Raw genomic sequence first — 26,915 nt, 5'->3', positions numbered from 1 at the left:
TAATTCATTACTAGAAAGTTTCCCCAGTCCGCCGTGGCGGACTGGAAAGGTGTACATAAGCTTACAGGTTATTAGTACTACTCGACTATGACATTACTGCCTTTACATCTATAGCCTATCAACGTGGTCATCTCCCACGACCTTTAAAAGAAATCTCATCTTGTGGTGGGTTTCGCGCTTATATGCTTTCAGCGCTTATCCCTTCCAAACGTAGCTACTCTGCAGTGCCACTGGCGTGACAACAGATACACTAGAGGTTTGTCCAATTCGGTCCTCTCGTACTAGAATCAGATCCACTCAAATTTCTTGCGCCCACAGTAGATAGAGACCGAACTGTCTCACGACGTTCTGAACCCAGCTCGCGTGCCACTTTAATGGGCGAACAGCCCAACCCTTGGGACCTTCTCCAGCCCCAGGATGTGACGAGCCGACATCGAGGTGCCAAACCCCCCCGTCGATATGAGCTCTTGGGGGAGATCAGCCTGTTATCCCCGGCGTACCTTTTATCCTTTGAGCGATGGCCCTTCCATGCGGAACCACCGGATCACTATGCTCTACTTTCGTACCTGATCGACCTGTATGTCTCTCAGTCAAGCTCCCTTATGCCATTGCACTCTTCGCACGGTTACCAAGCGTACTGAGGGAACCTTTAGAAGCCTCCGTTACTCTTTTGGAGGCGACCACCCCAGTCAAACTACCCACCAAGCAATGTCCTCCGCAACGCGGAGTTAGGCCTCAGATAAACAAAGGGTTGTATTTCAACAATGACTCCACAACGCCTAGCGACGCCACTTCACAGTCTCCAACCTATCCTACACATCATTTATCCAAGGTCAATACTAAGCTATAGTAAAGGTGCACAGGGTCTTTTCGTCCCACTGCGGGTAAACGGCATCTTCACCGTTACTACAATTTCACCGAGCTCATGGCTGAGACAGTGTCCAGATCGTTACACCATTCGTGCAGGTCGGAACTTACCCGACAAGGAATTTCGCTACCTTAGGACCGTTATAGTTACGGCCGCCGTTTACTGGGGCTTCAATTCAATGCTTCTCCGAAGATAACATCTCCTCTTAACCTTCCAGCACCGGGCAGGTGTCAGGCCCTATACTTCATCTTACGATTTTGCAGAGCCCTGTGTTTTTGATAAACAGTCGCCTGGACCTCTTCACTGCGGCCAGCATTGCTGCTGGCGACCCTTCTCCCGAAGTTACGGGTCTATTTTGCCTAATTCCTTAGCCATGAATCTCTCGAGCACCTTAGAATTCTCATCTCGACTACCTGTGTCGGTTTGCGGTACGGGTACTAATTACCTGAAGTTTAGAGGTTTTTCTTGGAAGCCCTTAGGCGCACTATCTCTTTGTCCGAAGACTCCGAGTACTATCGTATTTCCCCAAAAACCGTGGATTTGCCTGCGGTTCTTATAGGTAGGTACTTCAACGAACTATTCCGTCAGTTCGCGGCGCTTTCATCACTCCGTCACCCCATCACAGTAATTAGTAGTACGGGAATATTAACCCGTGGTCCATCGACTGTCCCTTTCGGGTTCGCCTTAGGTCCCGACTAACCCACAGCTGATTAGCATAGCTGTGGAAACCTTAGTCTTTCGGTGTGCGGGTTTCTCGCCCGCATTATCGTTACTTATGCCTACATTTTCTTTTCTAACCAGTCCAGCTCTCCTTACGAAAAACCTTCAACCCTGTTAGAATGCTCCCCTACCACTTTGTATTGCTACAAAATCCATAGCTTCGGTAATATACTTATGCCCGATTATTATCCATGCTCGTCCGCTCGACTAGTGAGCTGTTACGCACTCTTTAAATGAATGGCTGCTTCCAAGCCAACATCCTAGCTGTCTGGGCAGACAAACCGCGTTCTTTCAACTTAGTATATATTTGGGGACCTTAGCTGATGGTCTGGGTTCTTTCCCTCTCGGACTTGGACCTTAGCACCCAAGCCCTCACTGCTGGTAAACATTATATAGCATTCGGAGTTTGTCAGGAATTGGTAGGCGGTGAAGCCCCCGCATCCAATCAGTAGCTCTACCTCTATATAACTTATAACCAGCGCTGCACCTAAATGCATTTCGGGGAGTACGAGCTATTTCCGAGTTTGATTGGCCTTTCACCCCTACCCACAGATCATCCCAAGACTTTTCAACGTCAACGGGTTCGGTCCTCCACTTTGGGTTAACAAAGCTTCAACCTGTCCATGGGTAGATCACACGGTTTCGCGTCTAACACTACTGACTAAAGCGCCCTATTCAGACTCGCTTTCGCTACGGATCCGTGGCTTAACCACTTATCCTTGCCAGCAACGTTAACTCGTAGGCTCATTATGCAAAAGGCACGCCGTCACCCCACCAAAGGGCTCCGACCGCTTGTAAGCGTATGGTTTCAGGATCTATTTCACTCCGTTATTCACGGTTCTTTTCACCTTTCCCTCACGGTACTGGTTCACTATCGGTCTCTCAGGAGTATTTAGCCTTAGCGGATGGTCCCGCCAAATTCAGACAGGGTTTCACGTGCCCCGCCCTACTCAGGATACCACTATTTATTATACTCGTTACCCATACGGGGCTATCACCCTCTATGGCGTCACTTTCCAGTAACTTCCGGTTCCTTGTACATAAAATCTCGTGGTCCTACAACCCCAACATTGCCTTAACAACATTGGTTTGGGCTAATCCGCGTTCGCTCGCCACTACTTACGGAATCACTTTTGTTTTCTTCTCCTCCGCCTACTTAGATGTTTCAGTTCAGCGGGTTTGCCCACCTATCGGTGTACTATGTCTTCAACATAGTGGGTTGCCCCATTCGGATACCTACGGATCAATTTGTGTGTGCCAATCCCCGTAGCTTTTCGCAGCTTATCACGTCCTTCTTCGCCTCTGAGAGCCTAGGCATCCCCCATACGCCCTTATTTTGCTTATTGTACCAATCATAAAATTAATTATGACCGTTATTTTTTGTCTTTTACTATCACTAGCAAAAAACTCTTTCTACTTATTTTTTACTTTTCTTATCTCAATATGTCAATGAACTTTAAGCCCCCTCCAGCTCCCCCGAAGGGGGAGAGCCGATTGCTCTGTATTCCTCCCTTTTGGGGAGGTTAGGAGGGGCCTTTGTGGAGAATAACGGAGTCGAACCGTTGACCTCCTGCGTGCAAGGCAGGCGCTCTAGCCAGCTGAGCTAATCCCCCGTATCTAGTTGTCAGTTAACAGTATTCAGTTAACAGTTTTTTGAAACGGTTCACTTTTCGTGTAACTCAACCTCTAAAATTTCCTCTTAAGTATAAAATAGTAGTCCCGGGCAGACTCGAACTGCCGACCCCTACATTATCAGTGTAGTACTCTAACCAGCTGAGCTACGAGACTCTGTTTTTACTTAATTCTTTTTTCAATTTCTTTAAATTAACAGCAAGAGTAATAAATTCTCAATATTCTAAATCCGAAAGATTCTTCGTCTTTTTCCCTAGCGTGCTAAAAGCTAACACTAAGGCTCTAGAAAGGAGGTGTTCCAGCCGCACCTTCCGGTACGGCTACCTTGTTACGACTTAGCCCTAGTTACCAGTTTTACCCTAGGCAGCTCCTTGCGGTCACCGACTTCAGGCACCCCCAGCTTCCATGGCTTGACGGGCGGTGTGTACAAGGCCCGGGAACGTATTCACCGGATCATGGCTGATATCCGATTACTAGCGATTCCAGCTTCACGGAGTCGAGTTGCAGACTCCGATCCGAACTGAGAACGGTTTTGTAGATTCGCACCTGGTCGCCCAGTGGCTGCTCTCTGTACCGTCCATTGTAGCACGTGTGTAGCCCAAGGCGTAAGGGCCGTGATGATTTGACGTCATCCCCACCTTCCTCACAGTTTACACTGGCAGTCTTGTTAGAGTTCCCGACTTGACTCGCTGGCAACTAACAACAGGGGTTGCGCTCGTTATAGGACTTAACCTGACACCTCACGGCACGAGCTGACGACAACCATGCAGCACCTTGTAATTTGTCTTGCGAAAGATCTGTTTCCAAATCGGTCAAACTACATTTAAGCCTTGGTAAGGTTCCTCGCGTATCATCGAATTAAACCACATGCTCCACCGCTTGTGCGGGCCCCCGTCAATTCCTTTGAGTTTCAAACTTGCGTTCGTACTCCCCAGGTGGGATACTTATCACTTTCGCTTAGCCACTGAGATTGCTCCCAACAGCTAGTATCCATCGTTTACGGCGTGGACTACCAGGGTATCTAATCCTGTTCGCTACCCACGCTTTCGTCCATCAGCGTCAATCAATTAGTAGTAACCTGCCTTCGCAATTGGTATTCCATGTAATCTCTAAGCATTTCACCGCTACACTACATATTCTAGTTACTTCCTAATAATTCAAGTTTAGCAGTATCAATGGCCGTTCCACCGTTGAGCGATGGGCTTTCACCACTGACTTACTAAACCGCCTACGGACCCTTTAAACCCAATGATTCCGGATAACGCTTGGATCCTCCGTATTACCGCGGCTGCTGGCACGGAGTTAGCCGATCCTTATTCTTACGATACCGTCAAGCTCCTACACGTAGGAGTGTTTCTTCTCGTACAAAAGCAGTTTACAATCCATAGGACCGTCATCCTGCACGCGGCATGGCTGGTTCAGACTTGCGTCCATTGACCAATATTCCTCACTGCTGCCTCCCGTAGGAGTCTGGTCCGTGTCTCAGTACCAGTGTGGGGGATCTCCCTCTCAGGACCCCTACCCATCGTAGCCTTGGTAAGCCGTTACCTTACCAACTAGCTAATGGGACGCATGCTCATCTTTCACCGTTGTGACTTTAATAGTGGTTTCATGCGAAACTGCTATACTATGAGGTATTAATCCAAATTTCTCTGGGCTATCCCTCTGTGAAAGGTAGATTGCATACGCGTTACGCACCCGTGCGCCGGTCTCTAGGTCCGAAAACCTATACCCCTCGACTTGCATGTGTTAAGCCTGCCGCTAGCGTTCATCCTGAGCCAGGATCAAACTCTTCATCGTATATTGTGCGTCCGCCGTGGCGGACTATTAATTGTCGACTCAGTATCTATCGGTTTTTATTCGAATCTATCGATTCTATTACTCTTATTCTTTTGTTCTAACATCTCTGTTAAAACGGCTGTCAATTCAATATGTCTAGGAACGTATTCTTCTTTTTTTCATCCTCGTTAACCACATTTTAATGTGTTTCTCGAAGCGGGTGCAAAAGTAAAAAACTCTTTTGTTTCTGGCAAGAAAAAATTAAAGTTTTTTTTTAGAATTTTATTTCTATTTCTTTAACCTCTCTTATCAATAACTCAATGAACTTCTCTATTCTTGCGGGGTGCAAATGTAAAACGTAAATCCTAATCTCACAAGCTTTTTTTGATATTTTTTCTAGAAGAATTTCTCCCTCTTTATTTCTCTTAAAACCTGTCAGTATTTCGATGAACGCATTCGCTGTTGCGGGTGCAAAAGTAGTGAGTCTTCCCAATTAAACAATACCCCACAACAACCTTTTTTTAATCTTTTTTACAATATGCTGAAAATGCATTGTTTATGTTTTTATATTTGTAGGAATTTGGAGTTTTTACATTCTGCTTACCAAAACCAAACTCAACATCATTCCTATTCACGAACCGTTATTCAGCTTTACACTTAACCTCTCTAGACTCTCAATTCACTTTTCATTACATTAAGGCACTAATTCAACACTTTTAATCAAAAATCACACCTTATTAAATCAAAATAATTCTTCAACTCAAAAACAAAAGCTTTTAGATTGCAATATAAAGGAATAAGAGATATTGACTTTTTCCTTTTTACACCAACTACTAATATTTATACTTAAATTTTATAACTCCATAGATTTTAGGATCGATCCGTAGTCAATCTAATCTTTTTGCCTAATCCCCAACTTTTGAACATGATCCTTGAAAACCTCAACATTGCACTCAATACCATAAAGATTAACTACCAATCAATACTAAACTACTTTGATAATAGAAGTACGAATGCTTCAGCAGAGTCTTTTAATGCAAAAATCAAAGCTTTTAGAGCGCAATTTAGAGGAGTTAGAAAAATTGATTTTTTCCTGTTTAGATTACCCAATCTTTTTGCCTAATCCCCAACTTTTGAACTTGACCCTAACTTGATCTGAGAAAACAGAATCAAAACTAAATAAGACAGAAATTAAAAAAGCCATCCCTCGATTCTGAAATTCAGAAAAAAGTGGAAAGCTTTTCATTGGTCTAACTACTAAACCAGGATCAGTTAACTAGACTGATCACAACACAACTAATCTTAAATAAGCTTCATAAGAAAATCTCTAATGAGATTAAAAGATTTTCTCAATTTAGCGGTCTGGACGGGACTCGAACCCGCGACCCCATGCGTGACAGGCATGTATTCTAACCAACTGAACTACCAAACCAATATGTTTATTTTAATTTCTTTTTGGAAATCAAAACGGGTCACTACTATATATACAGGCTAAAAACCACTCTTACTAAGAACCGTTTACTTGCTCCAATTATTAAACCAGAATCAGTTAACCCAACTGATTATAACACTATAAAATTCAAAACCGACTATTGGAAAAAAAAGCCTTTCATCTCTGAAAGGCTTTCCCAATTTCGCGGTCTGGACGGGACTCGAACCCGCGACCCCATGCGTGACAGGCATGTATTCTAACCAACTGAACTACCAAACCTACTGCGTTATTGCGGTGGCAAAGATACAACAGAATTCCGTTTCCACAAGTGTTTTTTTAAAATATTTTAAAAAAAAATTACTGTCATTACCCAAACTTTTGTTTTTCAGCCAGATAAGTCAATAATATTTTTTCAAAATCCTCTCCAACATCCACAGGGACATACCGAATTCGGTTCTGCGCACAGTTCAATTCCAATTTCTTAATATAAGATTTCATACTTTCTTCATATAAACCCTTTACATTTTCAGAAAATAGCACTACCTCATCCCCAGTTTCCACATCAATATACTTCCTTGGCCTATTATCAAAATCAAAATTAAACTCTGTTTTACGGTCAATGACATGAAAAAGAATCACCTTATGTTTGTTGTGACGTAAATGTTGCAAAGCATCAAACAACTTTTCATCTTCTTCCAACTGAAACATATCTGTAAACAATACAATCATCGAACGACGATGCATCTTCTCAGCGATTTGATGTAAAAAAGAAACAGCATCTGTCGATTTTCTAATTTTTGGTTTTTCCAAAACATATTCCAATTGATTTAATATCATTCGGTAATGTCGATCACTTCCTTTTTCAGGTGCATAGTAATCATATTGATCTGAGAAAACACTCAAACCCACCGCATCGCGCTGTTTTTTCAACATATGCATTAAAACAGCCGAAGCCATTACTGAGAAACCTAACTTATTCTCATAAAAACTCTGATTAGATTTTAGCGTAGGATAATGCATAGATGAAGAATTATCTATAACTATATGACAGCGTAAATTAGTTTCTTCTTCAAAACACTTAGTATACAACCTATCTGTTTTCGCAAAAAGTTTCCAATCAATATGACGCGTACTCTCACCTACATTATACAACTTATGTTCAGCAAACTCAGCCGAAAACCCATGAAACGGACTCTTATGCATACCCGAAATAAAACCCTCAACGATTTGATTCGCCAAAAGTTCCAAATGCTGAAAACGAGCTATCTTCTCTAATTGTGATTCTAACTTCATCTCTCAAATGTATTTAAAAACTTTGGAAAACTAAAAAAAATAAAAAAACAACCAAAGGAAAGGCATGAGTCTTTAATTTTTTGTCACAAATTAAACAGATTAAGGACAAATTAATGAAAATCTAAAAAAACAGACCAATTTATTAATAATTTGAAGGTTTGCAGCAATTACAAAACAAAAACAACTGATTCTACACTACCTATCATAAACAGAAAGGTTCCTGGCTAAAAAAACCACAAAAAAAGGCTTGACGATTGTCAAACCTTATAAATTTTAATAATTTCAGATTGTACTTAAATAAATCTTACGATTACAACAGAGCATCTAAACTATCAGCGTAAGTTTGCTTAGGAGCTACACCCACTTGCTTTCCTACTACTTCTCCATTATGAAAAACTAATACTGTAGGGATATTCCTTACACCATATTTTGCAGCAAATTCTTGGTTTGCATCTACATCTACTTTACCAACCACAACTTTACCTTCGTAATCATTGCTTAATTCTTCAATGATTGGCCCAACCATTCTACATGGTCCACACCAAGCTGCCCAAAAATCTACTAAAACTGGTTTATCTGACTTCAAAACTACTTCATCAAAAGTAGCATCTGTTATTGCTAATGCCATATCGTTTGTCTTTTAAAAGTTATCCCTGCACTTCATTCAGGGTAAATGATTATGAGTTTTCAAACTCGGTTACAAATTTAGAAATTAAATATAAACCAAACACCATTCTTAAATTAGTTTTAACTATTTCTTTATTGATAAATTTTATTTGAAGTCAATCCTAGCCCGACACTTCTGAACCATCAAGTCTAAAAATGCTACATCTTCAAATAAAATTCTTTGGTCAATTGAATATAATCATCTGTATAATCATGTCTTGCATTTTCCACTATCAATTCATTTACAGCAATTTCAACTAACTCAACACGACTAAAAGCCAACAAACTTCTTTTAATTTCCGATTGAGCCGTCCCTTTTACCCTAGTTATTTTAAAAGGATACAATTCGAATTCTTTCGCTAAAGCCACAAATTTTTCTTCTTCCTTAAAAGGAATAATCACAGCAAATACTCCATTTTCAGACAGAAACAAATCTGCCGCTTCAATTAATTCCTCAAATGGCATCGCGTCTTGAAAACGAGCCAAATCTCTTTGGTCTGTATTTGACTTATAATCCTCACTATAAAATGGCGGATTGGAAACTATCAAATCGTATTCGCCTTCAGGATCATCAATAAACTCATCCAATCCTGCATGAAAACAAAACAAACGGTCACCCCAAGGCGAGTTTTCAAAATTACCTACAGCTTGTTCATAAGCTAGATCGTCAATTTCCAAAGCATCAATTTGCTCGGCATGAGATCGCTGCGCCAACATCAAAGCAATCAAACCTGTGCCCGCACCAATGTCTAAAACATTAAATGGCCGATGGTCAATTGGCGCCCATGCACCTAATAAAACACCGTCGGTACCGACTTTCATAGCGGTTTTATCTTGCGCAACAGAAAATTGTTTGAATTGAAACAAAATGAAAAAGATTTTTGATTATTGATTAACGAACTATGATTTTTATTTAAAGTAAGATATCAAAAAATGCAGTTTAGAGATAAATTAATAAGGATTTACCATTATATGGAACAGTACTTTAAAAGCTGTCAAAAACTCTAAATTCTAACTTACAAGTACATTTCCACCAAACCTTCAGGAAGATTCATGATGATTTTTTTATTTTCTCGATCGACTTTTACTAAGAATTGGTCAATCATTGGAACTAATATTTCGACATTTCCATTCAACACTTCAAACAAAGGTTGCGCAGAAGTATCATTTATAGACTGAATTATACCAAAAACACCTAAGCGCTGGTCTTCAATTTCAAATCCTATTACTTCATGAAAATAAAATTTGTTACCACTAAGTTTGGGCAACATATTAAGAGGAAGATACAAGTCGTTGCCCATTAAAGCATCGGCATCTTCTTCATTTTTAACTTCTTCAAAACGGATTCGTAAAAAATCGTTTTTGTGAAGCGAACAACTCTCAATAAAAAAGGAATCAAGTGTTTGTTGCATTCAACAAACACTGATTCCAAGTTTTCGTATAACTCAGGTTCGTCTGTGTCTAAATAGGCAAGAACTTCCCCTTTGAAACTAAATTTTTTAGCGATTTTACCTAAATAGAAACAATCTTCTTTACGCATTATCGCAGTTGAATTAAGCTTGAGTTTCTTCGTTAGATTCTTCAGCAGCTGGAGCTTCTTCAGCCTCAACTTCTGCAACTTCTTCAGCAGGTGCAGCAGCAGCAATAGCATCAGCTTCTGCTTGAGCAGCTGCAGCGATACGTTTTGCGTTTACTTCTTGTTCTGCTTTCAAAGCTTTTGCTTTAACATCAGCTTTCGCTTTTGACAAACCATCTTTCTTAGCATCAACAGTTCCTGCTTTAGCTTCTAACCAAGTAGCAAATTTAGCATCTGCTTGTTCTTGAGTTAAGGCTCCTTTACGAACTCCTCCATCAAGGTGGTGTTTCAATAAAGCACCTTTGTAAGAAAGGATAGCTCTAGCAGTATCAGTAGGTTGAGCACCATTGTGCAACCATTGTACTGCGCTATCAACGTTCAAGTCGATAGTTGCTGGGTTAGTGTTTGGATTGTAAGTACCGATTTTCTCTAAGTATTTACCATCTCTTTTTGAGCGTGCATCTGCAGCTACTACCCAGTAAAAAGGTTTTCCTTTTTTACCGTGTCTTTGTAATCTAATTTTTACTGACATAATCTTATGATTAAATTTTGAGGTACTCGACCTCTGTTAATTGAGGGCGCAAAGATACACTTTTTATTTTAAAAAAACTAACTGATTTTTACTATATTAATTACACCATTCTCATACATTTTTCATTTATAATTCTGTTTTCTACCTATAATATCATACTTTTGTTAGTCTAAAAAGCTTGTTTTTTATGAAAAAATATTTCTTGTATAGCATTCTCCTGCTCTCTGTTCTCGCCTGTGAAGAAAACGTAAAATTCAACAACCCTTCTTTTCAAGGTGTTAAAGAAAATGTTTTTTGGAGAGCCGTTACCACAACTGCAACAGTAGGTTCTGGGGGCGCACTCACCATAAATGCCTATACTCGTGACGAACAAATAATCTTAAAAACAAGTACAACAGCCGCAAACACCTTCAATCTAGGAGTTAACAACAATAATACTGCTACCTACATATTAACTGATTCCAACGGAAACAGCACATTTGCTACCAGCACAGGAAAAGGAGATGGGCAAATTACAATCACAGAATACGACACCGCAAATAAAACAATTTCTGGCACTTTTAGATTTAACGCTATCAATACTTCTAGCAATCCTGTAGCCGGAACTACTTTAAATTTTCAACAAGGTGTTTTTTACAAAGTTCCCGTAACGCCTTAAGCCTTCATAACCAATTCACCTATTGGCATTTCAACAAAACCAACCTTTTTCATCAATTAAAAATATTATTATTAAATAAGCTTATTTATAGTAGATTAGAAAAAAATTAGACTACATTTGCTACATTATTATAAATAAGTATATATGAATATTTTTGTTGGAAGCCTTCCATTCAGTATTGAGGAAGCAGATTTAAGAGAGTCTTTCGAGGCTTATGGAGCAGTTGATTCTGTTAAAATTATCACAGATAAATTTACAGGAAGAAGCAAAGGATTTGGTTTTGTTGAAATGCCAAGCGATGCTGATGCTCAAAAAGCAATTGACGAATTGAACGGAGCGACTGTTCAAGGACGCTCAATTGTTGTTAACAAATCTGAGCCAAAACCAGAAGGCGAAAGAAGAAGTTACAACAACAACCGTAGCGGAAGTTATGGTGGTGGAAACCGTGGTGGAAATGACCGTGGCGGAAACAGAGGAGGATATTAATATTTTTTTCTACAATATAACAAAAAGGGTGTCAATTTACGTTGATACCCTTTTTTTTGATTTATACCGACCTTTCGTTAGGAACAATTCAAATTCCGGTGAGTGATAGTTATTATGAATTGGTGAAGAAAGAGTTGTTTTCTTGAAAAAAACATTCAAAAATACAATAGAAGCACAGTCATAAATCATAGCCCCGATAAAAACGGAAATCCTTGTGGTGGCTGGTCCCGAAGCTTCGGGATTGCCACCACAAGATTACTTCACTTAACATTTATTTACATCGGAATTCCGTGAACTTCGTTTGTAGTGGATAGCGGGAACTGCCATTGTTGATAGCACAATCATTCTGCTCCTAATAAAACAAAAAAAGCTGTCAACCTTACGATTGACAGCTTTCCTATAGCTATTATTATTACTTCAAGTTAATCAACTTGAAACTTTAAACCTGAAACAATTATTAGATGTTAGCAGCCAACCAGTCACCCACTTCTTTAGTACCGTAAGCTTTTCCACCATCGGCTAAGTCTTCAGTAACGATTCCAGCTTCTAAAGCTTTGTTTACTGAAGCTCTCATTGCTTTTCCTTCTTCCATTAATCCGAAGTTTTCAAACATCATAGCTGCTGATAAAACAGTTGCCATAGGGTTTGCAATATTTAAACCTGTAGCTTGTGGGTATGAACCGTGGATAGGCTCAAATAAAGATACCTCAGCTCCCATAGAAGCAGATGGCATTAATCCCATAGAACCAGAGATCACAGAAGCTTCATCAGTTAAGATATCTCCAAATAAGTTCTCAGTGATTAATACATCATAAGAGTTTGGCCATTGTACCAAACGCATCGCTACAGCGTCAACAAATTCATAAGAAACTGTTACTTCAGGATAATCTTTTTCCATAGCTTGTACTGTTTCTCTCCATAAACGAGATGTTTCCAATACGTTAGCTTTGTCAACACAACACAATCTTTTTGAACGTGTCATTGCTAATTCAAAACCTTTTTTAGCCAAACGTTGTACTTCTTCACGTGTGTACACACAGTTGTCATAAGCTGTTTCTCCACCGTCTCTTCTTCCTTTTTCTCCAAAGTAGATTCCACCAGTTAACTCTCTTAAGAATACTAGGTCAGTTCCTTCGATACGTTCTCTTTTTAATGGAGATTTGTCTAATAAAGATGGAAAAGTAAAAGTAGGTCTTACGTTAGCGAACAAGCCTAAAGCTTTACGCATTTTCAACAAACCTTGCTCTGGACGTACTGGTGCAGAAGGATCGTTATCGTATTTTGGGTGACCAATAGCTCCAAACAAAACAGCGTCAGCATTTTTACAAATTTCATGTGTTGCATCTGGATAAGGCTCACCTACTGCGTCAATGGCAGCAGCACCAGTTAAAGCTGGTTTCCAAGTGATTTCATGTCCAAATTTTTGTGCAACTGCATCTGATACTTTTACTGCTTGTTCAATTACTTCTGGTCCGATTCCGTCCCCTGCTAAAAGCGCGATATTTAATTTCATTATTCTATTTTTATATTATTATTTGTTTCTGAGATACTAAGGTTCTAAGTTACTGAGGCCCTAAGCAACTTAGAACCTTAGTAACTTAGCTACTTTTATTAAATTACATTCAACATTTTCTGCGTCGCAATAATCGCTGCAACCGTTTGATCTGAATCTAATCCTCTTGTTTTGAATTCTTTTCCTTCGCTTGTCCAAGTGATGATGGTTTCGCATAAGGCATCAGAGCTACTTCCTGGAGGGATTCTCACCGCATAGTCAATCAGTTTAGGCAAGCTCATTTTTTTGGTTTTATAAATTTTCGCCAAAGCATTCATAAAAGCATCAAATTGACCATCCCCTTGAGCGTGCTCTTCGATGATTTCTCCGTCAATTTTTAGACAAAGAGTTGTTGAAGGACGCATTCCCTTTGCATGAGATAATAAATACGATTCCACGGTAATTTTTTCCTCATAAGTCTGACTATCCAATACATCCGAAATGATATAAGGTAAATCCTCCTTGGTAACCGTTTCTTTTTTATCGCCTAATTCAATGATTCTTTGAGTGACTAATTTTAAGTCTTCGTCATTGAGTTGTAAACCTAACTCTTGAAGATTTTTTTCAATATTAGCTTTCCCAGAAGTTTTCCCTAAAGCGTATTTTCTCTTTCTTCCAAAACGTTCTGGAAGCAAGTCATTAAAATACAAATTCTTTTTGTTGTCACCATCCGCATGAATACCTGCTGTCTGGGTAAACACATTATCTCCTACAATAGGTTTATTAGCGGGAATTCTGTATCCTGTAAAGGTTTCTACCAATTTACTCACCGAGTATAGTGAAGATTCTTTTACTCCAATTTCGATTTCAGGCATAAAGTCATTAATCACAGCAACGGTACTAGCAAGAGGAGCATTACCTGCTCTTTCTCCCATTCCGTTAACCGTAACATGTAAACCATGCACACCCGCTTTAATAGCTTGCATTACATTGGCAACACTTAAATCATAATCATTATGGGCATGAAAATCAAAGTGAATCGAAGGATATTTTTTGGTAATGGTCGAAATAAAATCGAATGTATCCGAAGGAATTAACACTCCTAAAGTATCTGGAAGTAAAATTCTTTTAACAGGTTGTGTACTGATAAAATCTAAATACTGGAACACATATTCAGGAGAAAAACGCATTCCGTTACTCCAATCTTCTAGATAAACATTGGTAGCAATTCCGTTTTCAGTAGCCAAGGCAATACTTTCAGCAATTGCTAAAAAATGTTCCTCAGGAGTCTTTTTTAATTGATGGGTTAGGTGATTCAAAGAGCCTTTGGTCAAAAGATTTTGAACTTTGGCACCCGACTTTTTCATCCATTCGATAGAAAGCCCTTTATCCACAAAAGTCAAAACTTCGATTTTGTCGGCATATCCTTTGGTTTCAGCCCAAGTCATAATCCCTTTCACGCCTTCAAATTCTCCTTCACTCACACGTGCCGAAGCAATTTCGATACGATCAACATGTAATTCTTCTAACAATAATTGGGCAATGGTTAATTTTTCTGCAGCAGAAAAAGACACTCCTGAGGTTTGTTCCCCGTCACGAAGTGTGGTATCCATTATTTCAATTTTTCTTTTTTCCATTATCTATTAGATACTAATGCGGTTTTATTTTATCTATTCTAACGAATAGCAGTATAAAATCGTAAAAGCAGTTACCAAACTTGATTGTAAAATCAAGCTTAGTAACTGCGTATTTATTAATTGTTTTTTTTATTTAGTAAGGCAATTTGTCTGCAAAAGCAACAATGTCTTCTTTGATATTTGTTAAATAATCAATATCATCAAAACCATTCAACATATTGTTCTTTTTGTATCCGTTGATATCAAAAGATTCTTTTTCACCTGTCGCTTTCAAAGTAATGGTTTGCTCAGGCAAATTGATTTCCAATTCTGTTTTTGGGTCTGCTTCAATAGCAGCGAAGATTTTAGCTGAAAACTCAGGGCTTACTTGAACTGGCAAAACACCAATGTTCAAACAGTTTCCTTTGAAGATATCTGCAAAGAAAGAAGAAACTACAGCACGGAATCCGTAATCGTATACAGCCCAAGCAGCATGCTCACGAGAAGAACCAGAACCAAAGTTTTTTCCTCCAACCAAGATTTTCCCTGAATAAGTTGCATCGTTTAATACGAAATCAGCTTTTGGAGTACCGTCTCCGTTGTATCTCCAGTCTCTAAAAAGGTTGTCTCCAAAACCTTCACGTTTTGTAGCTTTCAAGAAACGAGCAGGGATGATTTGATCTGTATCTACGTTTTCAATAGGTAGTGGCACTGCACTACTGGTAAGGATATTAAATTTATCGTATGCCATTTTTTATTTATTATTTAGGATTATTGATTTAGGATTTCCCTATTAAGACTGAAATTAAAATCATATAACCTTTTTATTTTTAATTCTTTTTTGAAATTTTTATTGTGATTGAAATTCAATTACAACAAATCTCTAGGGTCAGTTAATTTTCCAGTAACTGCTGCTGCTGCTGCCATAATTGGAGAAGCTAACAAAGTTCTTGAACCTGGACCTTGACGACCTTCAAAGTTTCTGTTTGAAGTACTTACTGCATATTTCCCAGCTGGTACTTTGTCATCGTTCATTGCCAAACAAGCTGAACAACCTGGCTGACGCAATACGAAACCAGCTTCAGTCAAGATATCTAAGATACCCTCTTCTTTGATTTGCGCTTCCACAACGTGTGAACCTGGAACTAACCAAGCTGTTACGTTATCAGCTTTTTTACGACCTTTTACAATTTCAGCAAAAGCTCTAAAATCTTCGATACGTCCGTTAGTACAACTTCCCAAGAAAACGTAATCGATTTGTTTTCCAATCATTACATCATCCTCATGGAATCCCATGTATGCCAACGATTTTTTGTAAGTTTCCTCACCACCTTCAACTTGATTAGCAGCAGGAATATGTTTAGTGATACCAATTCCCATACCTGGATTAGTTCCATAAGTAATCATTGGTTCAATATCTTCAGCATTGATGTTTAATTCAGCATCAAATTTAGCACCTTCGTCAGTTTTCAACGTTTTCCAGTAAGCTACGGCTTTATCCCAAGCTTCACCTTTAGGAGCATGTAATCTACCTTCTAAGTAATCGAAAGTTTTTTGGTCTGGAGCAATCATACCACCACGAGCACCCATTTCGATAGAAAGGTTACAAACAGTCATACGTCCTTCCATAGACATTTCTTCGAATACATTTCCTGCGTACTCAACAAAATATCCAGTACCTCCAGAAGTTGTCAATTTTGAAATGATATACAAAGCAACATCTTTAGGAGTAACTCCTTTGCTCAAAGTACCATTTACGTTGATACGCATTTTCTTTGGTTTTGGTTGCATGATACATTGTGTAGAAAGCACCATTTCTACCTCAGAAGTACCAATTCCAAAAGCAATCGCTCCAAAAGCTCCGTGAGTTGACGTATGTGAATCCCCACAAACAATCGTTACTCCTGGTAATGTAATTCCGTTTTCAGGACCTACTACGTGAACAATTCCATTTTTTTGATGTCCTAATCCCCAGTGAGAAATACCGTATTCAGCTGAGTTATCTTCTAATGCTTTCAATTGATTAGCAGACAAAGCATCTTCAACTGGTAAGTGCTGGTTGATAGTAGGGGTATTGTGATCCGCTGTTGCGAAAGTACGCTCAGGGTATAAAACGGATACACCTCTAGATTTTAAACCTAAGAAAGCCACAGGACTCGTTACTTCATGGATGAAATGACGGTCAATAAAAAACACATCTGGTCCATCTTCAATTTTGCGCACCACGTGCGAATCCCATACTTTGTCAAATAATGTAGTACTCATTTTTAATATTTTTTAAGTGTAATTCTATTCACAATACCAGCTAACGAACTGTAATTGTAATAACAAGGACGCAAAACTACTAAAAAGAAACCATGTTGTCAATTAGGATTATACATTATATACGATACCCAAAACTATTTTGAATCAAAATCCAACTTACTTTCATTCACTTACCGTTTTAATCCGTTTTTTTAATCTTGTTTTTAGCCTTGTTAATACTATCTCATTTTAGCAGTTTTAAAATTTAAAAAAAATACAGTTTTTGCATCATATCGTTTAAAAACCGAAAAATAACGCAACACATTCTACTATATACTTCAAAAAACAAAATATTTCGATTCCATTTAGATAAATGTAGGTTTCTCAAAAAGCATTCTTTTATTTATAAACATAACCTAAATTGATGGCTTTTTATCGAATTTTTACAGCTATTTTTATGCTAAAATACTACGACATCCAAAAACAAATTTGTTTTGTTTAAAACAAAAAAACAGGGGATTTTTATGATTTTGAAAATATAATTATTTACAAAATTCTTTTTTTAAACCAACATAATCACTCCCTCTTTAAATATTACAAATACAATCTAAATTGTTGATAACTTCCCTTTCCTTTAGCCTAAAAAAAACCTAAATTTGAAATTCATTTTTCGGGAAACCGATAAATTTCAAACCCCTCAATTACAGATATGTACTTAATATTCGATACGGAAACTACTGGATTACCTAAGCGTTGGGACGCACCCATTACCGACTCAGACAACTGGCCTCGTTGTATTCAGATTGCGTGGCAGCTACATGACGAAATGGGAAAACTGGTAGAACATCAGGATTACTTGGTACAGCCAGACGGGTTTAACATTCCGTATGATGCCGAGCGTATCCACGGAATTTCGACCGAGTTGGCGCAGCATGATGGAATTCCGTTGGCGGATGTTTTGGAGAAATTCAATATTGCTTTAAGCAAAGCCAAATTTATTGTAGGGCAGAATCTGGGTTTTGATGTAAATATTATGGGCGCCGAATTCCACCGTTTGGCAGTAGAAAGTCCGATGGCATCGATGCCTGTTTTAGACACTTGTACCGAAGTGACAGCTTCGTTACTAAAATTACCTGGAGGTCGTGGTGGAAAGTTCAAGTTACCAACCTTAACTGAATTACACGAATATTTATTCAACGTTCCTTTCTCAGAAGCACACAATGCTACTGCCGACGTTGAAGCCACTACACGTTGTTTTTTAGAATTAATAAGAAAAGAAGTTTTCACCAAAGAAGAACTGGATGTCCCTGCTTCATACTTTGAGGAATTCCAAAATAAAAACCCAAGAGAAATTCAACTTATTGGGTTAAAACACATCAACCTCAAACAAGCTTCGGATAAAATTCGCCAGCAGTTTGGAGAGAAAAACACCCAATCAGTTTCCAAAGAAGAATTATCAGAAAACAAAGCCGTACTGACTGATATGCCTTTTGCGCATTTGCACAATCATACACAGTTTTCAGTTTTGCAATCGACTATCGGAATTGCTGATTTGGTAAAAGCCACTGCTAAATTTAAAATGCCTGCAGTCGCTATGACTGATACGGCTAATATGATGGGTGCTTTTCATTTTGTGAGCGCCGTCATGAACCACACCAAAGCCGCCAAAGCCAAAAATGAGGAATTAATTGCAAATGGCGAAGAACCAACAGAAACGGAAATCAAACCTATTGTAGGATTGGAATTCAACATCTGTGAAAATCATCTGGACAAATCCAAAAAAGACAATGGCTATCAAGTAGTTTTATTAGCCAAAAACAAAAAAGGTTACCATAATTTGGCCAAAATGGCATCGATAGCCAACATTAATGGTTTTTATTACGTGCCTCGTATCGATAAAAATATTGTCGAGAAATACAAAGAAGACATTATGGTCTTGTCGGGGAATTTATACGGGGAAATCCCAGGTAAGATATTGAACTTGGGTGAAAACCAAGCCGAAGAAGCTTTGATTTGGTGGAAGGAGCAATTTGGTTCTGACTTCTATCTTGAAATCATGCGTCACAACCAAGAAGACGAAAACCGTGTTAATCAAACTTTGATTGCTTTTGCCAAAAAACATGAGGTAAAATTAATCGCCACGAATAACACTTATTACGTTAACAAAGAGGATGCCAATGCGCACGATATTTTACTCTGTGTAAAAGACGGCGAAAAACAAGCTACGCCCATTGGTCGTGGTCGCGGTTATCGTTATGGTTTACCGAATCAAGAATACTATTACAAGTCGGGTGACGAAATGAAGCAATTGTTTGCCGATTTACCCGAAGCGATTATCAATATTCAGGAAATCATTGACAAGGTAGAACCCTATTCGCTGTATCGCGATGTATTGCTACCGAAATATGACATTCCGCAAGAATTTGTTGACCCCGAAGACAATGTTGACAACGGTGTACGTGGGGAAAACGCATATTTGCGTCACCTTACTATGGAAGGGGCAAAAAGACGCTATGGCGAAATTACCCCAGCCATTCAAGAACGACTGGATTTTGAGTTATTGACCATTTCGAACTCAGGATACCCTGGTTATTTCTTGATTGTACAGGATTTCATTGCTGAGGCTCGAAAAATGGACGTTTCCGTAGGACCAGGACGTGGATCTGCAGCGGGTTCTGCCGTAGCCTATTGTTTAGGAATTACTAATATTGATCCTATCAAGTACGATTTGCTTTTTGAGCGTTTCTTAAATCCTGACCGTGTGTCCATGCCCGATATTGATATCGACTTTGATGATGAAGGTCGTGGTCGTGTAATGGATTATGTAATCAAAAAATATGGAGCCAATCAGGTGGCACAAATTATCACTTATGGTAAAATGGCCACCAAATCAGCGATTCGTGATACTGCTCGTGTATTGGATTTACCACTATTTGAAGCCGACAGAATAGCGAAGTTGATTCCCGCTATGATGCCAGGAAAATGGAATCTAGCACGTTTCCTCTCTGAATCTGAAGAGGATGTCAAAAAAGCTTTAAAAGGCCCTGATGAATTTGAATTGGTCAAAGAATTAATCGGCATTGCTAACGAGGGTGATTTAGCCGGAGAAACCATTCAACAAGCCAAAATTCTGGAAGGTTCTATGCGTAATACCGGAATCCATGCCTGTGGAGTGATTATTACCCCATCAGACATTACCAACTATGTACCCGTAACCACCGCCAAAGATTCAGACTTATATGTCACACAGTTTGACAACTCGGTAGCCGAAAGTGCTGGATTGTTAAAGATGGACTTCTTGGGCCTGAAGACCCTGACTTTAATCAAAGACACCGTTAAACTGGTAAAATACAGAAGTGGCATAACACTCGACCCTGACACCTTCCCTATCGATGATGTCAAGACGTATGAACTTTTCCAACGAGGAGAAACCGTGGGTATCTTCCAATACGAGTCACCTGGAATGCAGAAATACATGAAGGAATTGAAACCCACCGTTTTTGGGGATTTAATTGCCATGAATGCACTTTACCGTCCGGGACCTTTGGAATATATTCCTTCTTTCGTTCGTCGAAAAAATGGCGAAGAAGAAATTAAATACGATCTCGATGCCTGCGAGGAATACCTTGGTGAAACCTACGGAATTACCGTTTACCAAGAGCAGGTGATGCTTTTGTCTCAATCTTTGGCTGGATTTACCAAAGGTGAAGCCGACGTATTGCGTAAAGCGATGGGTAAGAAACAAAAGGACGTATTGGACAAAATGAAACCCAAATTTGTCAAACAAGCGGCCGAAAAGGGACATGATGCAGTTGTGCTCGAAAAAATTTGGAAAGATTGGGAAGCCTTTGCAAGCTACGCCTTCAACAAGTCTCACTCTACTTGTTACGCTTGGATTGCGTATCAAACAGCCTATTTGAAAGCGCATTATCCTGCGGAATATATGGCAGCGGTACTTTCGAATAATATGAACGACATCAAACAGGTTTCGTTTTTTATGGAGGAATGTAAACGCATGGGACTTCAAGTTTTGGGACCAGATGTAAATGAATCCTACTATAAATTTACCGTAAACGAAGACTATGCAGTTCGTTTTGGGATGGGAGCCATCAAAGGTGTAGGACAAGGAGCTGTTGCTACGATTGTAGAGAACAGAAAAGACGGCAAATACCGTTCTATTTTTGATTTAGCCAAACGTATCGATTTGCGTGCCGCCAATAAAAAAGCCTTTGAAAACTTGGCTTTAGCAGGTGGTTTTGACTGTTTTACAGACACTCACCGTGCACAATATTTCCACGATGACGGTGACGGAATTACCTTTTATGAAAAAGCCATTCGCTATGGCGCAAAATTCCAAGAAAACGAAAATTCTTCTCAAGTAAGTTTGTTTGGTGAAGCCTCAGAAGTGCAAATTGCCGAACCTGTTGTACCGCCTTGCGAGGACTGGAGCACGATGGAAAAACTAGCCAAGGAGAAAGAAGTTGTCGGAATCTATATTTCTGGGCATCCTTTGGATGATTATAAATTTGAGATGAAATACTTTTGTAACACCAAGCTGGAAGCACTCAAAACACCACAACAATTTGTTGGCAAACCTATCGCTGTGGGCGGAATCGTGAATAACGTACAGCATAAAGTTGCCAAAAACGGTAAAGGCTGGGGGATTTTTACCTTAGAGGGTTATGACGAAAGTTATGAATTCAAAATCTTCGGTGAAGAATACCTTAAATTCCGTCATTTCTTCTTGCAAAACAACTTTGTGTACATCAAAATAATGATCAAAGATGGCTGGGTTAACCAAGATACGGGTAAGAAAAGCGATCCCAGAATTACCTTCACCGAAATCAAACAATTGCAAGATGTACTTTCGACTTTTGCCAAAAAACTAGTAGTAATCCTGAATATTACCGATTTACAAACAGATTTCATCCACCACCTGAATCGTGTTTTTCAAGACAATAAAGGCGATCACCAAGTCACTTTTGAAATCATGGAACTCGAACGCATTAAGAAATTAGTCGAGGTTGCTCCTACAACCATCGAAAACGATGATGAATTTATAGAGGAGCTAAACGATGATGACGATATCGAAATCACCACCACTAAAACTCCTGAAGTCACTGAAGTAGAAGAAATCAAAGTTGTTACCAAATTAAGTATGCCAAGCCGTCGCCTCAAAATCAATATCTCCAACGAGCTACTGGTGGAATTGGAAAAAATGCAAATCAATTTTAAGTTAAATTAAAAACTGACTAGCAATGATATATCCACAATTAATATACGTTTTTGAACGTCAAGAAGAAATATTCCATCAACTTGAATCGCTAGCTATTCCAATTATATCAAAACACAATGGTCACTGACGCTAAGAATTAAACTAACGAAAATGCCATTATCGAGCGAAGCATAGAGAAACCTTATGAAATTTATTTGGTAGAATTTGAGCTCCTACAAGATTATGAAAGCTTCAAAAACGACGAATAACGCAAAGAATTTTACATTTAAAAATCAATCTATTAGGTCGTCTATTTTAATAAAAGGCATACAATTGTATATACGATTTTGCTTATTACGATTGACAACCATTTAAAAATAGTCGTTGTAAAATGAGTAATTAATACCTGTACTTCAGCAATTCAATTGTTTCATCTGACGTAAAATGCAACTCATTATTTAAAACAACTATTGGTGCAAAAAGATATCCGAATTTACCTTTTGGGGTTAAATTAAATAACTTTACTTTACCCATATTAACTTCTAAAATCATCTTTTTAAATTTGTCAACAATATTTTGTTCCGCATTTGAACACATCTCAACATCAACTATGTTTCCAGAATAATCAGATTTTATACCCGCTAAAAACCAAGCATTTGAAATACTATTCTTTAATTCAGAATTATCAAACAACATTTTAAGTTTGTTTTTGTATGATGCATTTGGGGTCATTCCATAATTATTTCCACAAGAGGAAGGTCCATAAAGACGAAGACGTTCGATATTATTTCTACCAGCAAAACTAACCAAACTCTTATCTTTATACTCAGTATCACCTAAAACTTCTGAATGTGAAATCCCTCTAACAAAAACATTATTTTCAAAATATTCCGTTCCTATATTGCTACCTGACAATGAAATTTCCCATTTTCCATTTGGTAAGCCGTTTACAACTTCACCTTTTAATTTACTGTATGAATTATTTGAAATCGACAATAACACCTCATTGCTAAAAAATCCATTTCCATCCTTTACTAACTCTTTCCCCTTTTTATCAAATAAAACAATTAAGTGTTCAACATTATTTTTGTATTCAATTTTTTTATGCAAATTACCATTAGGAAAATAAAACTCCCATATACCTGATTTATCTCCATATAAATAATGTCCTTTTGTTTGTACTATTCCAGTATCATAAAACCAAATAAATTCACCATGTCTTAAACCTTTTTCATAGTTACCTTTGATATATAATTTATCATTTTTATAATAAACATTAACAGTATCCTGAAATTGGAAATATTGCTTATCAAATTTTGTTTTCAAGTAATATTCTGCACAACTTTTTCTTTCTAATTTACAAAAAGAACTTAAATAAAATTTTACAATTCCGTTATCGTTTACTTCAATTAAATCATCAAATTTTGGAGATTTTTGAGCAAATGTACTTGTTACAATAAGAAGAAATAAAATTAGATTTTTAAAAATATTCATGGCTAATATATTTTAGAATTATATTATATCAATAAAAAATCAAATATATAAATTCCTACATATAATTGTTGAAAAATATATTTTTAAAACTAAAATTCAAACGATTGTAATTTCTATTTAATTCATCTCAAAATTGGTATATTTTCCTTAAATTTAGTTTTGAAACCAATTCAAACCTAATGCCCCATGAAACCAGACTTATTTCAAGCCCCTGATTACTATAAATTAGATGATTTATTGACTGAGGAACACAAATTAGTGCGGGATTCGGCACGTGCTTGGGTTAAAAAAGCGGTTTCTCCCATTATAGAAGATTATGCACAGCGAGCCGAATTCCCTAAAGAACTCATACAAGGTTTAGGTGAAATAGGCGGTTTTGGGCCTTATATCCCAACCGAATATGGTGGTGCGGGTTTAGACCAAATTTCATATGGACTCATCATGCAAGAAATTGAACGTGGCGATTCAGGCATTCGATCCACATCTTCAGTACAATCCTCCTTGGTCATGTACCCAATTTGGAAATATGGAAACGAAGCACAACGAATGAAATACCTCCCTAAATTAGCCACAGGTGAACTGATGGGTTGCTTTGGTTTAACAGAGCCTAATTATGGTTCAGACCCAGGAAGCATGATAACCAATTTTAGGGACAAAGGTGATTATGTCGTTTTAAATGGTGCTAAAATGTGGATTTCCAATGCCCCTTTTGCAGACATTGCCATTGTTTGGGCCAAAGACGAATCGGGACGCATTCACGGACTCATTGTTGAGCGTGGGATGAAGGGTTTTACAACTCCCGAAACCCACAACAAATGGTCACTCAGAGCTTCGTCTACTGGCGAATTGATTTTTGACAACGTTGAAGTTCCCAAAGCGAATATTTTACCCAACAAATCTGGATTAGGTGCGCCTTTGGGCTGCTTGGATTCGGCTCGCTACGGAATCGCTTGGGGTGCCATTGGAGCGGCGATGGATTGTTATGATACTGCTTTGCGCTACGCCAAGGAACGCATTCAGTTTGACAAACCCATTGCAGGTACACAATTGCAGCAAAAAAAACTAGCTGAAATGATTACCGAAATTACCAAAGCACAATTGCTTACTTGGCGATTAGGAGTTTTACGGAACGAAGGCAAAGCCACCACTGCACAAATCTCTATGGCAAAACGAAACAATGTAAATATGGCCATTGAAATAGCGCGAGAAGCACGACAAATTCTAGGAGGAATGGGAATTACAGGCGAATATTCGATTATGCGTCACATGATGAACCTCGAATCCGTAATTACTTATGAAGGAACACACGATATTCATTTGCTTATTACGGGGATGGATATCACTGGTATTTCGGCTTTTAAATAATCGCTATAACAAGTTCGAAATCAGGTCTGACTCTTTTTAACGAAACTTTTAAGGTACTCATCGATTAAGTGATTCAAAAAACCAAATATTGATTAAATTCGTAAATAGAAATAGACAAGCCATTTCAAACAATTATTAAAGTAATAATAAAATCAATCGAATCCTTCTAAGTCAGACGAAGCTTTTTTATATTTACAACAAATTTATTCCAAATGAACATTCAACATATCAACGACCGCATTGAGAGCCAAAAAAACATACTCTTACAGCATTCCCTTTACGGCAAAGTAAAAACTATTGAAGACTTACAGGCATTTCTTGAAGGTCATGTATATGCTGTTTGGGATTTTATGTCTTTATTAAAAGCTTTACAATCTAAGTTGACTTGTACAACCACCCCATGGTTTCCTACTAAGAATCCACAAACTAGATATTTGATCAACGAAATTGTATTGGCTGAAGAAACCGACTTGACCATCGATGGTCGTCGTCAAAGTCATTATGAAATGTATGTGGAAGCAATGCAAAATTGTGGCGCTAACACTAATGAAATTGGTAATTTCTTAAACGAAATTAATTCACTAAAAAATATTTTTGTCGCGATTAAAACCAGTCAATTACACCCAGGAATCAAAGCGTTTTTAGACTTCACTTTTACCGTTATTGAACACGGAAAACCTCACGAAATTGCAGCGGCATTTACCTTTGGCAGAGAAGATCTAATTCCAAGTATGTTTACTTCAATTATTAAAAAATTTCAAGAAAACTTGCCTGAAACAGATTTAAGCAAGTTGATTTACTATTTTGAAAGACATATCGAATTAGATGCAGACGAACACGGACCAATGGCAATGGAAATGATTACGGAGCTTTGCGAAAACGACCCTATTAAATGGAAAGAAGTAGAAGAGGTTTCCATTCTTGCCTTAGAAAAACGCATTGGCCTATGGAATGCTATCGAAGAACAAATTACAGAAAGGGTTTCTTTAGTTTAAGACAATAAACTGTCAACACAAAATCCGATTATTATGAAAAATCTGACCCTATTTGTACTTTTTACTTTAATAACGGTATCACAATCAACATATTCACAGTTAAAATCTGTAATTTATAATGACGACTCTCAAAAGCTATTTGGCTTTTATGGCAAAGCCAAAACAAAAACACATGACAATGCAGGAGTTTTAATCTTACCTGCATGGATGGGTATTGACGACCATTCTATAGAATCTGCTGTAGCTTTGAACAAATTAGGCTATAATACTTTTGTAGCTGATATCTATGGAGCAGGCAACAAACCAAACTCTCCGCAAGAGGCTGCAAAAATTGCAAGTTTTTACAAACAAAACATTGAAAACTACCACAAAAGAATACAGCTGGCCCTTGCCGAATTGATCAAAAACGGGGCAAATCCTAATAAAATTGTGGTAATAGGTTATTGTTTTGGCGGCACTGGTGCTATTGAGGCCGCTCGATCACAGATGCCAATAAAAGGCATTGTCTCATTTCATGGTGGATTAAGCAGGAATACTAGTCGGACTATTGTTCCAATTACCGCCAAAGTTTTGGTATTACATGGTGCTGACGACCCCTTCGTATCAGAACAAGAAATTAAAGATTTCAAAAGTGAAATGCGCACTGCTAAAGCTGATTGGCAAATGAATTATTATTCTAATGCGGTTCATGGATTTACACATAAAGATGCTGGGAGTGACAACAGTAAAGGTTTGGCCTACAACAAAGAAGCCGCAGATCGCGCATGGAAAGCAATGCTTCAATTTTTCAATGAAATTTTGTAGTTACCGATAGTTCATTAAGCAAATCAATTATGACTTGAATGCAAGCTT

At 38.2% G+C, this 26,915-nt stretch carries 15 protein-coding genes, 4 tRNA genes, 2 rRNA genes and 2 pseudogenes; 7 read left to right on the top strand and 16 right to left on the bottom strand.

What is annotated here, in order from left to right:
• Nucleotides 1-51 precede the first annotated feature (51 nt).
• The 4 genes from ACNH59_RS06915 to ACNH59_RS06900 all read right to left on the bottom strand — a co-directional run bounded on the left by ACNH59_RS06915 (nt 52) and on the right by ACNH59_RS06900 (nt 5,020).
• A 23S ribosomal RNA gene (locus ACNH59_RS06915) occupies nt 52-2,934 on the bottom strand.
• A 193-nt stretch (nt 2,935-3,127) separates the two neighbouring features.
• Nucleotides 3,128-3,201: transfer RNA gene (locus ACNH59_RS06910), tRNA-Ala, on the bottom strand.
• 101 nt (nt 3,202-3,302) lie between these two features.
• Nucleotides 3,303-3,376: transfer RNA gene (locus tag ACNH59_RS06905), tRNA-Ile, on the bottom strand.
• 130 nt (nt 3,377-3,506) lie between these two features.
• A 16S ribosomal RNA gene (locus tag ACNH59_RS06900) occupies nt 3,507-5,020 on the bottom strand.
• Together the 16S and 23S rRNA genes with 2 tRNA genes alongside form the textbook arrangement of a ribosomal RNA operon.
• Before the next feature lie 922 nt (nt 5,021-5,942).
• On the opposite strand from ACNH59_RS06900, the pseudogene ACNH59_RS06895 reads away from it, so the two are divergent.
• Nucleotides 5,943-6,122, top strand: a pseudogene (locus ACNH59_RS06895) (transposase); the annotation flags it as partial.
• A gap of 235 nt (nt 6,123-6,357) precedes the next feature.
• On the opposite strand, the gene ACNH59_RS06890 reads toward ACNH59_RS06895, so the two are convergent.
• The 7 genes and pseudogenes from ACNH59_RS06890 to ACNH59_RS06860 all read right to left on the bottom strand — a co-directional run bounded on the left by ACNH59_RS06890 (nt 6,358) and on the right by ACNH59_RS06860 (nt 10,498).
• A tRNA-Asp gene (locus ACNH59_RS06890) sits at nt 6,358-6,431 on the bottom strand.
• Nucleotides 6,432-6,636: 205 nt separating this feature from the next.
• Nucleotides 6,637-6,710, bottom strand: a tRNA-Asp gene (locus ACNH59_RS06885).
• 87 nt (nt 6,711-6,797) lie between these two features.
• Nucleotides 6,798-7,724: a DUF58 domain-containing protein gene (locus ACNH59_RS06880; RefSeq protein WP_418264690.1), complete on the bottom strand. Its 927-nt coding sequence runs from the start codon at nt 7,722-7,724 to the stop codon at nt 6,798-6,800.
• 310 nt (nt 7,725-8,034) lie between these two features.
• Nucleotides 8,035-8,352: a thioredoxin gene (trxA, locus tag ACNH59_RS06875; protein WP_108739444.1), complete on the bottom strand. Its 318-nt coding sequence runs from the start codon at nt 8,350-8,352 to the stop codon at nt 8,035-8,037.
• A 197-nt stretch (nt 8,353-8,549) separates the two neighbouring features.
• Complete coding sequence (locus ACNH59_RS06870) at nt 8,550-9,257, bottom strand: tRNA1(Val) (adenine(37)-N6)-methyltransferase (protein WP_418264689.1); 708 nt, start codon at nt 9,255-9,257, stop codon at nt 8,550-8,552.
• 149 nt (nt 9,258-9,406) lie between these two features.
• Nucleotides 9,407-9,930 (bottom strand): annotated as a pseudogene (rimM, locus tag ACNH59_RS06865) (ribosome maturation factor RimM).
• A 13-nt stretch (nt 9,931-9,943) separates the two neighbouring features.
• Nucleotides 9,944-10,498, bottom strand: coding sequence for a 30S ribosomal protein S16 (locus ACNH59_RS06860; protein ID WP_418264688.1), 555 nt, complete (start codon nt 10,496-10,498; stop codon nt 9,944-9,946).
• Nucleotides 10,499-10,685: 187 nt separating this feature from the next.
• On the opposite strand from ACNH59_RS06860, the gene ACNH59_RS06855 reads away from it, so the two are divergent.
• Both ACNH59_RS06855 and ACNH59_RS06850 read left to right on the top strand, forming a co-directional pair.
• Nucleotides 10,686-11,156: a DUF6252 family protein gene (locus ACNH59_RS06855; protein WP_418264687.1), complete on the top strand. Its 471-nt coding sequence runs from the start codon at nt 10,686-10,688 to the stop codon at nt 11,154-11,156.
• Nucleotides 11,157-11,300: 144 nt separating this feature from the next.
• Nucleotides 11,301-11,642 (top strand): RNA recognition motif domain-containing protein, encoded by a 342-nt coding sequence (locus tag ACNH59_RS06850; RefSeq protein WP_418264686.1) that lies wholly within the window; start codon nt 11,301-11,303, stop codon nt 11,640-11,642.
• A gap of 457 nt (nt 11,643-12,099) precedes the next feature.
• Here the strand turns inward: ACNH59_RS06850 and leuB are convergent, their stop codons facing one another.
• The 4 genes from leuB to leuC all read right to left on the bottom strand — a co-directional run bounded on the left by leuB (nt 12,100) and on the right by leuC (nt 17,015).
• Nucleotides 12,100-13,155, bottom strand: coding sequence for a 3-isopropylmalate dehydrogenase (gene leuB / locus ACNH59_RS06845; protein WP_418264685.1), 1,056 nt, complete (start codon nt 13,153-13,155; stop codon nt 12,100-12,102).
• A 98-nt stretch (nt 13,156-13,253) separates the two neighbouring features.
• Complete coding sequence (locus tag ACNH59_RS06840) at nt 13,254-14,771, bottom strand: alpha-isopropylmalate synthase regulatory domain-containing protein (protein ID WP_418264684.1); 1,518 nt, start codon at nt 14,769-14,771, stop codon at nt 13,254-13,256.
• A 133-nt stretch (nt 14,772-14,904) separates the two neighbouring features.
• On the bottom strand, nt 14,905-15,501 hold the full coding sequence (gene leuD, locus ACNH59_RS06835; protein ID WP_320890270.1) for a 3-isopropylmalate dehydratase small subunit: 597 nt from the start codon (nt 15,499-15,501) through the stop codon (nt 14,905-14,907).
• Between the two features lie 119 nt (nt 15,502-15,620).
• Nucleotides 15,621-17,015 (bottom strand): 3-isopropylmalate dehydratase large subunit, encoded by a 1,395-nt coding sequence (gene leuC, locus ACNH59_RS06830; RefSeq protein WP_418264683.1) that lies wholly within the window; start codon nt 17,013-17,015, stop codon nt 15,621-15,623.
• Nucleotides 17,016-17,703: 688 nt separating this feature from the next.
• Here leuC and dnaE point away from each other — a divergent pair.
• On the top strand, nt 17,704-22,239 hold the full coding sequence (dnaE, locus tag ACNH59_RS06825; protein ID WP_418264682.1) for a DNA polymerase III subunit alpha: 4,536 nt from the start codon (nt 17,704-17,706) through the stop codon (nt 22,237-22,239).
• Between the two features lie 369 nt (nt 22,240-22,608).
• Here dnaE and ACNH59_RS06820 read toward each other — a convergent pair whose 3' ends face one another.
• Complete coding sequence (locus ACNH59_RS06820) at nt 22,609-23,703, bottom strand: toxin-antitoxin system YwqK family antitoxin (protein WP_418264681.1); 1,095 nt, start codon at nt 23,701-23,703, stop codon at nt 22,609-22,611.
• Nucleotides 23,704-23,889: 186 nt separating this feature from the next.
• On the opposite strand from ACNH59_RS06820, the gene ACNH59_RS06815 reads away from it, so the two are divergent.
• The 3 genes from ACNH59_RS06815 (at nt 23,890) to ACNH59_RS06805 (ending at nt 26,867) form a co-directional block, all read left to right on the top strand.
• Entirely contained in the window at nt 23,890-25,068 is a 1,179-nt protein-coding gene (locus ACNH59_RS06815; protein ID WP_418264680.1) for an acyl-CoA dehydrogenase family protein, read from the top strand.
• Between the two features lie 212 nt (nt 25,069-25,280).
• Nucleotides 25,281-26,063, top strand: a complete 783-nt coding sequence (locus tag ACNH59_RS06810; protein WP_418264679.1) for a DUF3050 domain-containing protein — start codon at nt 25,281-25,283, stop codon at nt 26,061-26,063.
• 33 nt (nt 26,064-26,096) lie between these two features.
• On the top strand, nt 26,097-26,867 hold the full coding sequence (locus ACNH59_RS06805; protein WP_418264678.1) for a dienelactone hydrolase family protein: 771 nt from the start codon (nt 26,097-26,099) through the stop codon (nt 26,865-26,867).
• Nucleotides 26,868-26,915: the final 48 nt, after the last annotated feature.

The sequence above is a fragment of the Flavobacterium faecale genome (genome assembly GCF_048320115.1).
Taxonomy (GTDB): domain Bacteria; phylum Bacteroidota; class Bacteroidia; order Flavobacteriales; family Flavobacteriaceae; genus Flavobacterium; species Flavobacterium faecale_A.
This window is presented reverse-complemented; position numbering and strand designations above follow the sequence as displayed.